Consider the following 14030-nt stretch of genomic DNA (forward strand, 5'->3'; position numbering starts at 1 on the left):
GGCCCACCCCCAGCAGGCCTGGGCCGGAGCGGGCGGCTACGTCTCCCCCATCCCCGTGCGCCCCACCCACCTCGGCCATGCGCTGGCCTCCGAGTGGACGAAGATCCGCTCGCTGCGCTCGACGATCTGGACGCTGGGCGTGATGGTCGTCCTGACCGTGGGTATCGGCCTGCTGGCCAGCGTCGCGGCGGGCTCCGAACGCGAGATGGACCCGCTGCTCGGCGTCGGCTTCGTCGGCGTGCTGCTCGGCAGCCTGTGCGTGATCACCCTGGGCGTGCTGTCGATCTCGTCCGAGTACGGCACCGGCATGATCCGTACGACGCTGACCGCCTGCCCCAGCCGCGTGCGGGTGCTGACCGCGAAGGCCGTCGTCTTCTTCACCCTCGCGCTGGTGCTGACCACGGTCGCCACCACCCTGGTCGCGCTGCTCGACACCGCCATGCTCAACGGCCCCGCGCCGACCACCGACCAGTGGCTGCGCGCCACCCTCGGTGCCGGTCTGTACGTCGCGCTGCTCGGCCTGCTGGCGCTGGCCGTCGGTGCCCTGCTGCGGCACTCCGCGGGCGCCATCAGCACGATGATGGGTGTCGTGCTGCTGCCGATGCTGCTGGCGCTGTTCCTGCAGGGTGAGAGCGTCAAGGACATCCAGCGGGCGCTGATCGAGTACTCGGTGCCGAGCGCCCTGGCGACGCTCTACGACATCCCGTTCCTCCCCACGGGTCCGACCGGCTGGACGCCGCTGGGGATCCTTGCCGGAGTGACCGCGGTGGTGTTGGGCGGCGCCTACGCGGCCGTCGCCCAGCGCGACGTCTGACGCCGCGCCCCCTGCTCAACGCTCAGTATCTGGGGGCATTCCGGGACCGCTGGAGCCGTGCGCTCCGGCGGTCCCGTGCGTTCCAGCACGCCTTGTGCCAGTGCCGGCGGTCGTCGACATCGCCGTGCTGCTGCCAGGCGACGACATGCGGCACGCCGGGCGGGATCTCCTGGTCACAGCCGGGGCAGCGGTAGTGCTTGGCCGCACCGCCGCCCCCCACCTGCCGCACGACCCAGGTCTCGCCGCGCCACTCCTCGGTACGTTCCAGGCCGTAACGGTCACCGCCCGTACGGTCGACGGGCTTCGCGCCGCCGGGCAGGCGGTTTCGACGCGGGGACACAGAGCACCTCGGAGGGTCACGGGGTCACGGGATGTCACCAGCGTACGCGGCTCGGTCAGGGGTGGACTCCGCTCGGCAGGTTTCTGCGATCATCGGGAAATTTCCCGTCAGGCCGTGCCCTTGGCACGTGTCACCCGTTGTTGCCGGTGGGGGGAGTCGCGTCGGCTGCGAGGAGGCAGAGAGCGATGCGCGTTGGAGCTTTCATCCTGGCCGCTCAATTTCCCGGTCAGGGACAGGGGGAAGCACTGCACCGCGCGGTGCGCTCCGCGGAGGTCGCGGAGGAGGCCGGGCTCGACGATGTCTGGCTGGCGGAACACCACTTCGTACCGTACGGCGTCTGTCCGAGCGCGGTGACGCTGGCGGCGCTGCTGCTGGGGCGCACCCGCCGGATCGGGGTCGGGACGGCGGTGAGCGTGCTGCCGACCCAGCATCCGGTGACGCTCGGCGAGCAGGCGGCGCTGCTGCATCTCACCGCCGGCGGCCGGTTCACGCTCGGCGTCGGCCGCGGCGGCCCCTGGGTCGATCTGGAGGTGTTCGGCTCCGGGCTCGCCGCGTACGACCACGGCTTCCCGGAGTCCCTCGATCTGCTGCTGCGCTGGCTGCGGGAGCCGCGGGTCGGCGCGCAGGGCGAGCGCTATGCGTTCCGGGAGGTGGCGGTGGTGCCGCGGCCGGATCAGGCGCTGACCGATCCGGACGATCCGTGTGCCGGGCCCACGGGCCCGCCGGTGGTGGTGGCCTGCACCTCCGCCGCCTCGGTGCGGACCGCCGCCGCGCGCGGACTGCCGATGCTGCTGGGCATGCACTGCGGCGACGAGGAGAAGGCGGAGATGGTCGCGCTGTGGCGGTCGGCCGCCCGGGAGGCCGGCCGGGACGGCGACGAGGTGGCCGCGGCGGCGCATGTCTCGGCGGGCGTGGTGCAGGTCGCCGACGGCCGGGAGGCGGCGCGGGAGTCGCTGACCAAGGCGATGCCCGGCTGGCTGCGGCGGGGCCTGGGCGCGCATGTGACCGTCGACGGCCGCTATCGCGCGATGCGCGATCCGCTGGCCTATACGGAGTTGCTGTGCGGGCTGCATCCCGTCGGCACACCCCAGCTGTGCGCGGACCGGCTGGCGGCGACCTCGGAGCGTACGGGCATCACCCGCTTCGCGCTGCTCGTCGAGGGCTCCGGCGACCTCGCGGCGACGGAGGAGAACGTGCGCCGACTGGGCGCGGAGGTCCTGCCGCAGCTGGGCTGACCGGCCCGGCGCGGCGCTGCCGTGCGCGGGTGACGGTGCCCGCGCGCGGTGGAGCCGCGTGCCGTGCCCGGAGTTGTCCCCGTCCCGGGAGAGTGCTGCCGCTGGCACACCGGCACGGTGCGTCTGACAATCCTGTGCGCAGCGGCAGCAACGACGTTCAGCAGTCGCGGAGTTGCGGCGACTGATTCAGCAGCTGGCCCCGTATGGAGGTGAATCGGGCCAGGCGGTCGTCCACCGCCGGGTCGAGCGGGAAGACCGCGACCCGGTGGCAGTTCTGAAAGGCGAGCCGCACACCGAAGTGGCGCTCCAGCGAACCACGGATGGCGTCACTCGCCAGTGCGCGCAGCAACTGCCCACGCGCCTGCTCGTCCGGCGGAGGCGTCTGATTGTCGGCGAACTCTCCGCCGTCCACCTTCAGCTGGGCCACCAGAGAGCTGATCATCCCCCATGCGTAGGGCAGGGAGGTCCGGACGCAGTCGACAAATGCGGCTTCGTCGACCTCGCCTCGCTCGGCCTGTTCGAGGAGGGCCGGTGAGACGTCGAGCGACATGAGGTTCTCCTCTCGCGGCCCCGCCGGGACGGACAGGGCCTAGGGACGGGACAGGGGGTTTCGCGACAGAGCGTGTTCGCCTCACGACCCCCCGCTTCAACGGTATGCCGCGCAAGGTGCCCGCACCAGGAGATTGCACATACAACCGGCCATTGGCGAGCGCCGGGGGTGCGGGGATTTCCCCCGTAAAGGCCCGGTGATCCAGGGCGAATCGCGTGCGGGGCCCCCGGTCGAGTAGCGTTTCGCCCCATGCGTCTCGTCATCGCCCGCTGCTCCGTGGACTACGCGGGCCGGCTCACCGCCCATCTCCCCTCGGCCCCTCGCCTCATCCTCGTGAAGGCCGACGGCTCCGTCTCCGTGCACGCGGACGACCGGGCCTACAAACCCCTCAATTGGATGTCGCCGCCGTGCACCCTCAAGGAGGCCGACGGGGACGTGTGGACGGTGGAGAACAAGGGCGGCGAGAAGCTCATCATCACCCTGGAGGAGGTCATGCACGACTCCTCGCACGAACTCGGCGTCGACCCGGGGCTCATCAAGGACGGGGTGGAGGCGCACCTCCAGGAGTTGCTCGCGGACCGGATCGAAACCCTCGGCGAGGGATACTCCCTGATTCGGCGTGAATACCCCACTGCCATCGGCCCGGTGGATATCTTGTGCCGGGATGCCGATCACCGGACGGTCGCCGTCGAGATCAAGCGACGCGGTGAGATCGACGGCGTCGAGCAGCTCACCCGTTATCTCGAACTCCTCAACCGTGACCCGCATCTGGCCCCGGTGAAGGGCGTCTTCGCCGCTCAGGAGATCAAGCCGCAGGCGCGGGTGCTGGCCACCGACCGCGGTATCGACTGTGTCGTCCTGGACTACGACGCGCTGCGCGGCATCGAGGACGACAAGCTCCGGCTGTTCTGACCCCGTCGGCCCCTGGGGACTTCTTCGGCCATGATCCCCGGGAGCCGCCCCCGGGGACGGCGCAGCGCAACGGCCCGGTCACGTGACCGGGCCGTTGCGCTGTGGTCGTGCGGGGCGTCAGCCCGTCGAGGAGCTCGCCGTACCGGCGGAGGAGGCGCTGCCGTCCGACGGTGTGCCGCCGGTCGAACCGCCCCCGGTGGAGCCGCTGTCCGAGGGCGCGGCCACGGACTGTGAGGGGCTCTGCGTCGTCGGGTCGCCGGACGGGCTCTGCGAGGGCGAGGGGCTCGACGAACCGGACGGCGTGCTGCTCGGTTCGTCCGTCGGCGGCCGGGTGGTGCGGGTCGGCCGGCCGGTGGGCGTGGTGGGCCGCCCGGTCGGTTCGGTGGGGCCGGTCGTCGGGTCCGTCGGGCCGGTGCCGGTGGGCGAACCGCTGGTGGCGGGGCCGGAGGCGGACGGGGACGGGGACGCCTGGTGGCCGGGGGTGCCCGGGGTGCCGGCCCGGGTCGTGCCGGGCTGCTGTGCCGACGGCCGGCCGGTACCGGGCTGCTCCTCCGGGGTGTCGGTGGCGTTGCCGTCGTCCGTGCTCTGTTCGGTGCTGACCCTGTCGTCGTGGCGCGCGTCGCCGGACGGCAAGCTGAGCGTGACGACGGTGCCGAGGACCGCGGCCAGCAGGGCGCCGGCGCCGGCGGCCACGACGTTGCGGCGGGCCATGCCGAACACCCGCTTCCCGCCGGCCGTGCGGCTCACGGTCACGGCCGGGACGGCCGTCGTGGCGGCGGCCGAGGAGGAACCGCGGGCGACGATCGTCGCCGCGGCGTCCTCGGTCCGCGGCGTCCGTGGCTTCGCGGCCGGGACCCCCGCGGCCGGTGTGGCGGCCGGGCTCTTCGCCGTGGTCGTCTTCCGGGTTGCGCCGGATGCCTGCGGCAGGGCGGTGGTGGCCGCCGCGGCGGCCGCCGCCCGGGAGCTGTCGGTGACCAGCGCCAGGGCGCGGCGTCCGGCCACCGCGCCATTGCGGTCGGAGAGCACACCGCGCAGCCCGATGGAGGCCTCCAACTCGGCGCGCGCCTTGTCGAGGTTGCCGGTGCACAGCGCCAGCACGCCCAGCTCGTGGTGGAAGTAGGCCTCTTCGGCGACCTCGCCGGCCAGCCGCGCGGCCTCCTGGCCGTGCCGCAGGCTGCGCTCCCAGGCGCTCCAGTGCAGCGCCGCGGCGAACGCCGGGGCGGCCGTACGGGCGAGCAGCACGGCGGCGCTGGTGTGCCCGCCCTCCCGGCTGCCGGTCAGTACGCCCATCGCGGCCAGCGCCACATCGGACTCCGCGGCGGCCCGTTCGGGCGTGACCGAGGGGTGGCCGGCCCACCAGGCGTAGTGCTGGGCGACGGTGTGGGCCCGGGCGGCGGCGCCCTCCGCGTAGCCGTCCGCGGCCAGCTGGTCCTGGACGGTGGCGGCGAGCCGGTAGTGCCCGGCAACCGGGGTGATCAGGCCGCAGGCCAGCAGTTCGCCGAGGGCGGCGTCGGCGCGGGTGTCCTCGGTGAGGGCCGGCAGATGCGCCTGGTGCGGCAGCTCGCCGCCGAGCGCGACGGCGATCCGCAGCGTCTCCCGGGCGGCTTCGCTCAGCCGGGAGGCCAGCAGCGGGGCGGGGGCGGCGGCCTCGCCGAGGGACGGCAGCGGCACCTCGGGGTGCCCGCCCGCCCCGGCGGCCGGCTCGTCGGTGTCCGCCTCCGCGGGGAAGAGGCCGTAACCGTCGTCGAGGGCCCCCGGCTCGGCGCGCATCCGGTCGCGCTGCCGCAGCAGGGCGGCCGCCTGCACGAACCGCAGCGGCAGCCCCTCGGACTCGAACCAGAGGTCGGCGGCCCAGGCCTCCTCGTCGTCGGTGAGCGGCCGCTCCACGGCGCGCTCCAGCATCCGTACGCAGCCACCGCGGCCGAGGCCGCCGAGGAAGACCTCTTCGACGTGCGAGCCGGCGCTGGGAGCCGCGACGTCGGGGGTGGCGGCGAGAAGGAAGGCGCATTCGGGGGTGGCGGCGAGCAGCTCGTCGAGCGCGGCGCCGCCGAACTCCAGGTCGTCCAGGACGACGATCCCGCCGATCCCGGCGACCATGCGCAGCATCTCGGCCCGGTCGGGGCGGTGCTGCGGGGCGCGGTGGACGGCGGCGAACAGCGTGTACAGCAGGTCGGTGACGTTGCGGTGGTAGCCGGACAGCCGGATCACCCCGTCCGGGGCGAGGTCGGCGCAGGCGTCGGCGACGGCGTCCAGCAGCCGGGTGCGACCCGAGCCGGAGGGCCCGGTGACGCGTACCGAGCGGCCGCGGGAGAGCAGCCGGACCAGGCGCTCGGTGTCCTCGGTGCGCTCTTCGAGGACGGCTTGCTGCCCGGTGGACGCGGGCGGGCCCGGGGGCGGCGGGGGCGCCGCCGCGCGGGCCGCCGCGGCGCGTTCGTCCTGGTCGAGCCGGCCGGGGGCCGCGGGGACCTCTCCGGGCGGGCAGGGTTCTATTTCGCTGCCGTCGACGGGGTTGACGGTGACGAGGTAGGGACCCGAGACGAGCCGGACGACGCGGGCGGCCCCCCGGGAGCCGCCCTGCGGGCCGCCGAACGCGGGGGCCGGCGGCTCGGCAGGGCCGTCCTGCTCGCCGTGCTCCTCGGGTCCCCGGTGAGTGTTCGGGTCCATGCTGCAAGCTCCCAGATGCTTCGTTCCGCGCCGCCTCGCCGGGCATCCAGGAGGCCGGGCGTCGTACCGGCTCCGCTGCGTGCCGTCCGCGCCCCTCCGGCTCCGGCGGCTCGTCCTTTGCCGTCGCGTCCGGTCCGGTTCCCGCCGCGGATGATGACATACGGGCGGGAACCGAACCTTAGACCTGAAGCGCGGACCGACGCACCGCCGGGGGCCGCTCCTGACCGGAACTTCCGGGATTGGTCGGTGTCGCGCTGTTTACGACATTTCTCTCACTCAGCTCGGCATGCTTCGACGCGCTGTGCCGTGCGTTTCTGATCGCCGGCCTCGTCCCGACCGCGCGCGGCCCGTCCGGGCGGCGTACCGCCCGTGCCTCACACCCGCGGAAGCGTTTCCGCTTCGATGCCGCCCTCGATCGCGAGGATGCGGTGCAGCCGGGTGGCGACCAGCAGGCGCTGCATCTGGGGCGGTACTCCGCGCAGCACCAGCCTGCGGTTGACCCGGCCCGCACGGCGGTGCGCGCCCATGATCACACCGAGGCCGGTGGCATCCCAGGAATCCAGCTCGGTCAGGTCCAGCACGAGATCGCCCCGACCGGAGTCGACGGCGGCGTGCAGGGCCGTTCGGGCGTCCGCCGCGCTGCGGACGTCGAGGCGGCCCCCGACGACCAGCTCGGCGTGGTCGCCCCTGATGTGCATATGCGCTCCCCGGTGTCATGGGTGGTGCCTGGACGTCTACAGGTCTGACTGCCTCTCATGCGGCGAAGTTGCCGCCTGTAAGCGAACCGATACCCGAATTCACCCCGCGGGGTGAGCCCATCGGGGCCGATGGGCCTGACGGTGCATCAGTGCTCGTAGAAGCCCTGCCCACTCTTGCGTCCAATATCGCCCGCATCGACCATCCGGCGCATGATCTCCGGCGGTGCGAACTTCTCGTCCTGGGACTCGGTGTAGATGTTGTCGGTGGCGTGCAGCAGGATGTCGATGCCCGTCAGGTCGGCGGTGGCGAGCGGTCCCATCGCGTGGCCGAAGCCCAACTTGCAGGCGGTGTCGATGTCCTCGGCGCTGGCCACGCCGGATTCGTAGAGCTTGGCGGCCTCGACGACCAGTGCCGAGATCAGGCGGGTGGTGACGAAGCCGGCCACGTCGCGGTTGACGACGACACAGGTCTTGCCGACCGACTCGGCGAACTGCCGGGCGGTGGCGAGGGTTTCGTCGCTGGTCTTGTAGCCGCGCACCAGCTCGCACAGCTGCATCATCGGCACCGGCGAGAAGAAGTGCGTGCCGACGACCCGCTCGGGGCGGGAGGTCGCCGCCGCGATCTTGGTGATCGGAATGGCGGACGTGTTGGAGGCCAGCACCGCCTCGTCCTTGACGAGCTTGTCCAGCGTCTGGAAGATCTCCCGCTTGACGTCGATCCGTTCGAAGACGGCCTCGACGACGATGTCGGCCTCGGCGGCGGCTTCCATGTCGGTCGTGGTGGTGATGCGGGCCAGCGCCGCTTCGGCGTCGGACGCCGCGAGCTTGCCCTTGGCGACGAACTTCTCGTACGAGGCCTCGATGCCACCCTTGCCCCGGGCCAGCGCCTCGTCCGTCACGTCGCGGAGGACCACGTCCCAGCCGGCCTGGGCGGAGACCTGCGCGATACCGGACCCCATGAGTCCGGCGCCGATGACGGCGAGCTTCTTTGCCACTGCTGTCCCCTCACACCCTGTGCATTTGACGGTCCTGGGTGACGTTAGCGCTCGTAAGCGATCCTTTGGAGGGTTAGAGATGCGCGTCACGCCCGCGCGTCACGCGACACCGCCCCGTAACGAGGCCCTTCGGGCCGCGGCGCCGATTCCTCCATGACAGACATCACACCGACGGGGTACGCCCCGGGCGGAACGAACCGGACAGTCCGCCGTCAGCCGGCTGTCCGTACGGCGTAGTTGAGCACCTTTTCGCCCAGCAGGTCCGCCATCTCGTCGAGGAGGACCAGTGCCTCCCGGGAGGCCTCAGCGGGCTTGCGGCCGGCGAGCATCGCCTGGGCGATCCAGTGCATCAGACTCTGGTGCACCCAGTTGATCTGGCCCGCCATCAGGCCCGGCAGCGGGTCGTCGGCCGGTGCGCCGGTCTCCTCCCGGAGCGTGACCTCCAGGTTGTCGTGGACCTCCTGCTGGAGGTACCAGAGGCGGGCCTTGAGGGTGGGCGCGTCGTGCACCACGCGCATGAAGCGCTCGTACCCCTCGATCAGGCCGACCCGCGGGGAGACCGCCTCGACCTCCTCACGCAGCTCGCGCAGGACGGCGACGGCCGCGGACTCCCCCGCCGCCCGGCCCCGCACGAAGCGCGAGAGCCGGTCCGCGACCCCCTTGCTGCGGTCGAAGAAGAGGTCTTCCTTGGCCGGGAAGTAGTTGTAGACGGTGTTGACGGAGACCTCCGCGGCCCCGGCGATCTCCGCGATGGTCACCGCGTCGAAGCCGCGCTCCAGGAAGAGGCCGGTGGCCACGTCGGAGATGTACTGGCGGGTCTGCCGCTTCTTCCGCTCCCTGAGTCCCTCTGCCATGCGCCCACCCTACCTTTCGTTGGACTCCATGAAATTTTGGGGGCGTTGCAATTTTTCAGTCTCTCTGTTTTTCTGTGGACATGGCAGTCCTCAGCGCGTCCGGCCTCGCCCGGACCTTCACCACCCCGCGCGGCCCCGTAGAAGCCGTACGCGGCATCGACCTCACCGCCGAACGCGGCGAGATCCTCGGCTTCCTGGGGCCCAACGGCGCCGGCAAGACCACCACCCTGCGCATGCTCACGACCCTGCTGGCGCCCACCGGCGGCACCGCGACCGTGGCCGGCTGCGACCTCGTCCGCGACCCGGCGGGCGTCCGCCGCGCCTCCGGCTACGTCGCCCAGTCCGGCGGCGTCGACCCGAACGTCTCGGTGCGTGAGGAACTGGTCACCCAGGCCCGCCTCTACCGCCTCGGCAAGGCCGAAGCCGCCTCCCGTACCGAGGAGTTGGCCGCCGACCTGGGCCTGACCGGGCTGCTCGACCGCAAGACGGCCACCCTCTCCGGCGGACAGCGGCGGCGGCTGGACCTCGCGATGGGCCTCACCCACCGGCCCCAGGTGCTGTTCCTCGACGAACCGACCACCGGGCTCGACCCGGGCAGCCGCGCCGACCTGTGGGACCTGGTCCGCCGGATCCGGACGGAGCACGGCACCACGGTCTTCCTGACCACCCACTACCTCGACGAGGCCGACGCGCTGGCCGACCGGCTGGTGATCGTCGACCAGGGCGTGGTGGTCGCGGAGGGCACCCCGGACGCCCTCAAGCGCGCCCACGCGGGCTCGGCCACCGCGTCCCTCCAGGACGCCTTCCTCGCCGTCACCGGGCGCAGCGCCGCCTCCGGTGACCAGACCCCCGTCGCCGTCTAGGAGCCCTCGTGTCCTCGCTTCTCTCCGACACCGCGCTGATCTTCGGGCGGTACGCCCGCCAGACGCTGCGGTCCCGGCTCCAGATGCTCTTCGGCGTGCTGATGCCGCTGCTGTATCTGCTCTTCTTCGGCCCGCTGCTGACCGATCTGCCGCTGTCCTCCACCGGCAGCTCCTGGCAGGTGCTGGTGCCCGGGCTGCTGCTCCAACTCGGCCTGTTCGGCGCCTCGTTCTGCGGTTTCGGCATCATCCTCGAAAAGCAGTACGGGGTCGTGGAACGGATGCGGGTGACGCCGGTGAGCCGGCTGGCGCTGCTGCTGGGGCGGGTGCTGCGGGATGCCGCGCTGTTCGTCTTCCAGGCGGTGCTGCTGGTACTGGCGGCCCTGGTCATGGGGCTGCGGGCGCCGCTGCCCGGCATCCTCATCGGCTTCGCGTTCGTCGCGGTGCTGACCGTGGCGCTGGCCTCGCTGTCGTACGCGCTGGCGCTGAAGGTGCACACGCCCCAGGAGTTCGGGCCGGTCATCAACTCCCTGACCATGCCCTCGATGCTGCTGTCCGGGCTGATGCTGCCGATGACGCTGGGGCCCGAGTGGCTCGATGTGCTGTCGCACTTCATGCCGTTCCGCTATCTCGTGGACGCGGTGCGGGCGGCGTTCGTCGGCTCCTACGCCTCCTCGGCCATGCTCCACGGCGTCCTGGCGGCGCTCGTCCTCGTCGCGGTGTCCATGACCCTGTGCACCCGGGCCTTCCGCAGGTCCGCGGCGTAGGCTCGCCCGTATGGTGAATCTGACGCGCATCTACACCCGCACCGGCGACAAGGGCACCACCGCCCTGGGCGACATGAGCCGTACCGCCAAGACCGACTCGCGGATCGCGGCGTACGCGGACGCCAACGAGGCCAATGCGGCCATCGGCGTGGCCCTGGCGCTCGGCTCGCTCCCCGAGGACGTCAGCGCGGTGCTGCTGCGGGTGCAGAACGACCTCTTCGACGTCGGCGCGGACCTCTCGACGCCGGTGGTGGAGAACCCCGAGTTCCCGCCGCTGCGCGTCGAGCAGAGCTACATCGACAAGCTGGAGGCCGACTGCGACCGGTTCCTGGCGGAGCTGGAGAAGCTGCGCAGCTTCATCCTCCCCGGCGGTACGGCCGGTGCCGCGCTGCTGCACCAGGCGTGCACGGTCGTCCGCCGCGCCGAGCGCGCGACCTGGGCGGCCTTCGAGGAGCACGGCGAGAGCATGAACCCGCTCACCGCCACCTACCTCAACCGCCTCTCCGACCTCCTGTTCATCCTGGCCCGTACGGCCAACAAGGAGGTCGGGGACGTGCTGTGGGTGCCGGGCGGGGAGCGCTGAGCTGCCGTCGTGCTTCCTGTCCGGCCCCGGCCGGACAGGGCGCCGGGGCCGTCCCGTGGATGCGCCCTCAGCGCAGCGTCTTCTCCCGCGCCCCGGCCGCTTCGCCCTCGGCGGCGGCATCCCGGCCCGGGTCCTTCTTCGGCCACAGGAGATAGGTCAGCGCGATCACGCCGTGCAGGACGACGGTGCGCAGCGTGACGGCCTGCCAGCTGCGTAGGGAGCCGGTGTCGCCGTCGCCGACGTACCAGATCGCGCACTGCAGCAGCGTGGAAGCGACGACGGCCATCAGCACCGTACGCAGCCACAACAGGCCCTCGTGCCGAGCACGGGCCAGGCCGTAGCGGGGCGGCTTCACCGGCCGCGGCCCGCCCGCGAAACGGTGCGCGACGTGCCCGTCGACCCACCTGATCGTGTAGTGGCCGTAGGCGACGGTGTAACCGACGTAGACGGCGGCCATCCCGTGTTTCCAGTCCGCCGTCGCACCGTTCTTCAGGTCGATCGCGGTGACGACCAGCAACACCAGTTCCAACAGCGGCTCCATCAGCAGCACCGCCGCTCCGGTGCGCCGCATCCCTGCCAGGTAGCGCAGCGCCAGACCGGCCGCCAACAGCACCCAGAAGCCGACCTCACAGACAATGATCAGCGTGACGACCACGGCTGACTCCTCTCCCGGCCCTTGAGCCGCACACCCCGAGCCTTCCAGCGGCCGCCGCCCGGCACGTCGTCGGACGCGACGATCCGGGACTGCATCTTTCGATGTAGCCCGCCTCCCTGACGGGTGTCCCTGACGTGGAGGTGGCCGGCCGTGGCGCCGTGTTGGATGGAGGGGTGAGTGCCCGATCCGTCGTCACCGCCGCCGGCCGGCCGCACCGCGACGATGTGCTCATCGCGGGCGGCGGGCTGCTCTGCGGGCTGCTGCTGTGGGCGCTGGGGCTGCACGGCGGGCCCCCGCTGCTGGGGCTGCCGCCCTCGCTGACCCTCCTCGCGCTCACCGCGATGTCGCTGGCGGAGCTGATCCGCCGTACGGCCCCGCCGGCGGCGCTGGCCGTCGCGGTGCCGGCCCTGGCGCTGGACATCTGCTCCGGCACCCTGGTCGCCACCGTCGTGATGTTCACGGACGTGGTCTACGCGTCGGTGCTCTACGGCTCGGCGGGTGCGGCCCGCCGGATCCCGCTGCACTCCGTCGTGGTGACGGTCCTGGGGGCCGCCGTACTGACCGCGCTGTGGCACAGCACGCAGGTCGTCCTGGCCGTCATCGGCCTCGCGCTGATCACCATCGCCCCGGCCTCGACCGGCCTGATGATCCGGGAACACCGCGAGGCCGCGGAGGCCGCCCGGCTGCGGGCCGAGCGGATCGCGCTGCTGGCCGAGCGGGACCGGGCGCAGGCGGTGGCCGGCGAACGGGCCCGGATGGCGCGCGAACTGCATGACATGGTCGCCAACCATCTGTCCGCCATCGCGATCCACTCCACCGCGGCCCAGTCCATCGACGACCCGTCGGCGACCCGCGAGGCGCTCGGCGTGATCCGTGAGAACAGCGTGCAAGGTCTGGCCGAAATGCGCCGCCTCATCGGGCTGTTGCGGGACCCGAGGACCACCGGGGCGGACGGCGCGCCCGCCGCGACCCCCACCCTCGACGGCCTGGACGCGCTGCTCGACCAGGCCCGTACCAGCGGCGCGGGCAGCGGACTGACCTTCGTGCTGGACGACGCCCGCGGCCCGCACGGCGCCGGGGCCGCGCCGGAGCCCGCGGCCCCGGCCGAGCTGGCCGCGTACCGCATCGTCCAGGAGTCACTGACCAACGCGCTCAAGCACGCCGCCCCCGGCGAGGTACGGGTACGCCTCGCCCGGGAGCCCGACGGGGCGCTCACCGTCGTCGTCCGCAGCCCGTTCGCCGACCGGCCGCGCCCCCGGGCACCCGGCTCCGGCGCCGGTCTGATCGGAATGCGCGAGCGGACCGCCCTGCTGGGCGGAGTGTTCCGGGCCGGGCCGGCAGAGGAGCCGGACGGCAGGGTCTGGCTGGTACGGGCAGCACTGCCCGCCGAGGAGGAAGCACCATGACGACCGGCAGCGCGGCACAGCCCATCCGGGTCCTGGTCGCCGAGGACCAGTCCGCCGTCCGGGCCGGGCTCGTCCTCATCCTGCGTTCCGCCCCCGACATCGAGGTCGTCGGGGAGGCCGCGGACGGCGAGGAGGCGGTACGGCTCGCCCGCGCGCTGCGCCCCGCGCTGGTCCTCATGGATCTCCAGATGCCCCGGCTCGACGGGGTCTCCGCCACCCGGCGGATCGTCGACGGGCAGCTCGCGGACGTGCTGGTGCTGACCACCTTCGACCTGGACGAATACGTCTTCGGGGCGCTGCGGGCGGGGGCCGCGGGCTTCCTGCTCAAGGACAGCGACGCGGCCACGCTGCTGACCGCGGTGCGCACCGTGGCGTCCGGCGAGGGGCTGATCGCGCCGGCGGTGACCCGGCGGCTGCTCGCGGAGTTCGCCGCCACCCGTACGCCGGAGCGGCCGGCGCGGGACGGGGCGGCCCCCGATCCGGGGGTCCTGGACGCGCTGACGCCACGCGAGCGGGAGGTGCTGGGATGTCTGGGGCGCGGGCTGTCGAACGCCGATATCGCGCTGCGGCTGGTGATGGCGGAGGCCACCGTGAAGACGCACGTCAGCCGGCTGCTGGCGAAGCTGGAGCTGCGCAGCCGGGTACAAGCGGCCGTGCTGGCACAGGAGTTGGGGGTGGAGGGGCCGGAGGGGACGGG

The 14030-nt window shown here is 72.7% G+C and carries 15 protein-coding genes; 8 read left to right on the forward strand and 7 right to left on the reverse strand.

Annotated features, from left to right (window positions below):
- The first annotated feature begins 49 nt into the window (after nucleotides 1–49).
- Nucleotides 50–814, forward strand: a complete 765-nt coding sequence (locus EST92_RS26595; protein ID WP_129283319.1) for an ABC transporter permease — start codon at nucleotides 50–52, stop codon at nucleotides 812–814.
- 22 nt (nucleotides 815–836) lie between these two features.
- Here the strand turns inward: EST92_RS26595 and EST92_RS26600 are convergent, their stop codons facing one another.
- A complete protein-coding gene (locus tag EST92_RS26600) occupies nucleotides 837–1154 on the reverse strand; it encodes an ATP/GTP-binding protein (protein ID WP_129250885.1) in 318 nt (105 codons plus the stop codon).
- A gap of 185 nt (nucleotides 1155–1339) precedes the next feature.
- Here EST92_RS26600 and EST92_RS26605 point away from each other — a divergent pair, with 185 nt between their 5' ends.
- Entirely contained in the window at nucleotides 1340–2389 is a 1050-nt protein-coding gene (locus EST92_RS26605) for an LLM class flavin-dependent oxidoreductase (RefSeq protein WP_129283311.1), read from the forward strand.
- Between the two features lie 157 nt (nucleotides 2390–2546).
- Here the strand turns inward: EST92_RS26605 and EST92_RS26610 are convergent, their stop codons facing one another.
- Nucleotides 2547–2939: an SCO5389 family protein gene (locus EST92_RS26610; RefSeq protein ID WP_006603074.1), complete on the reverse strand. Its 393-nt coding sequence runs from the start codon at nucleotides 2937–2939 to the stop codon at nucleotides 2547–2549.
- Between the two features lie 249 nt (nucleotides 2940–3188).
- On the opposite strand from EST92_RS26610, the gene nucS reads away from it, so the two are divergent.
- Entirely contained in the window at nucleotides 3189–3851 is a 663-nt protein-coding gene (gene nucS, locus EST92_RS26615; RefSeq protein WP_006603075.1) for an endonuclease NucS, read from the forward strand.
- 117 nt (nucleotides 3852–3968) lie between these two features.
- On the opposite strand, the gene EST92_RS26620 is transcribed toward nucS, so the two are convergent.
- The 4 genes from EST92_RS26620 to EST92_RS26635 form a co-directional block, all read right to left on the reverse strand.
- On the reverse strand, nucleotides 3969–6515 hold the full coding sequence (locus EST92_RS26620) for an ATP-binding protein (protein ID WP_129283312.1): 2547 nt from the start codon (nucleotides 6513–6515) through the stop codon (nucleotides 3969–3971).
- 374 nt (nucleotides 6516–6889) lie between these two features.
- Entirely contained in the window at nucleotides 6890–7213 is a 324-nt protein-coding gene (locus EST92_RS26625; RefSeq protein ID WP_006603077.1) for an STAS domain-containing protein, read from the reverse strand.
- Nucleotides 7214–7359: 146 nt separating this feature from the next.
- Complete coding sequence (locus tag EST92_RS26630; RefSeq protein WP_006603078.1) at nucleotides 7360–8208, reverse strand: 3-hydroxyacyl-CoA dehydrogenase family protein; 849 nt, start codon at nucleotides 8206–8208, stop codon at nucleotides 7360–7362.
- 212 nt (nucleotides 8209–8420) lie between these two features.
- Nucleotides 8421–9062, reverse strand: a complete 642-nt coding sequence (locus EST92_RS26635; protein WP_129283313.1) for a TetR/AcrR family transcriptional regulator — start codon at nucleotides 9060–9062, stop codon at nucleotides 8421–8423.
- Nucleotides 9063–9142: 80 nt separating this feature from the next.
- On the opposite strand from EST92_RS26635, the gene EST92_RS26640 reads away from it, so the two are divergent.
- The 3 genes from EST92_RS26640 to EST92_RS26650 are packed head-to-tail and all read left to right on the forward strand — an operon-like array spanning nucleotide 9143 to nucleotide 11272.
- Nucleotides 9143–9925 (forward strand): ATP-binding cassette domain-containing protein, encoded by a 783-nt coding sequence (locus EST92_RS26640; protein ID WP_129283314.1) that lies wholly within the window; start codon nucleotides 9143–9145, stop codon nucleotides 9923–9925.
- A gap of 8 nt (nucleotides 9926–9933) precedes the next feature.
- Nucleotides 9934–10689: an ABC transporter permease gene (locus EST92_RS26645; RefSeq protein ID WP_129283315.1), complete on the forward strand. Its 756-nt coding sequence runs from the start codon at nucleotides 9934–9936 to the stop codon at nucleotides 10687–10689.
- Between the two features lie 10 nt (nucleotides 10690–10699).
- Nucleotides 10700–11272: a cob(I)yrinic acid a,c-diamide adenosyltransferase gene (locus EST92_RS26650; protein ID WP_129283316.1), complete on the forward strand. Its 573-nt coding sequence runs from the start codon at nucleotides 10700–10702 to the stop codon at nucleotides 11270–11272.
- A gap of 67 nt (nucleotides 11273–11339) precedes the next feature.
- On the opposite strand, the gene EST92_RS26655 is transcribed toward EST92_RS26650, so the two are convergent.
- Complete coding sequence (locus EST92_RS26655) at nucleotides 11340–11927, reverse strand: hypothetical protein (protein ID WP_129283317.1); 588 nt, start codon at nucleotides 11925–11927, stop codon at nucleotides 11340–11342.
- Nucleotides 11928–12100: 173 nt separating this feature from the next.
- Here EST92_RS26655 and EST92_RS26660 point away from each other — a divergent pair, with 173 nt between their 5' ends.
- Both EST92_RS26660 and EST92_RS26665 read left to right on the forward strand, forming a co-directional pair.
- Nucleotides 12101–13333 (forward strand): histidine kinase, encoded by a 1233-nt coding sequence (locus EST92_RS26660; RefSeq protein WP_129283318.1) that lies wholly within the window; start codon nucleotides 12101–12103, stop codon nucleotides 13331–13333.
- A partial coding sequence (locus tag EST92_RS26665; protein ID WP_135789067.1) for a response regulator transcription factor occupies nucleotides 13330–14030 on the forward strand: 701 nt, incomplete at its 3' end. The genes EST92_RS26660 and EST92_RS26665, both read left to right, overlap by 4 nt.

This window comes from Streptomyces sp. TM32 (genome assembly GCF_004122755.1).
GTDB classification, from domain to species: Bacteria; Actinomycetota; Actinomycetes; order Streptomycetales; family Streptomycetaceae; genus Streptomyces; species Streptomyces sioyaensis.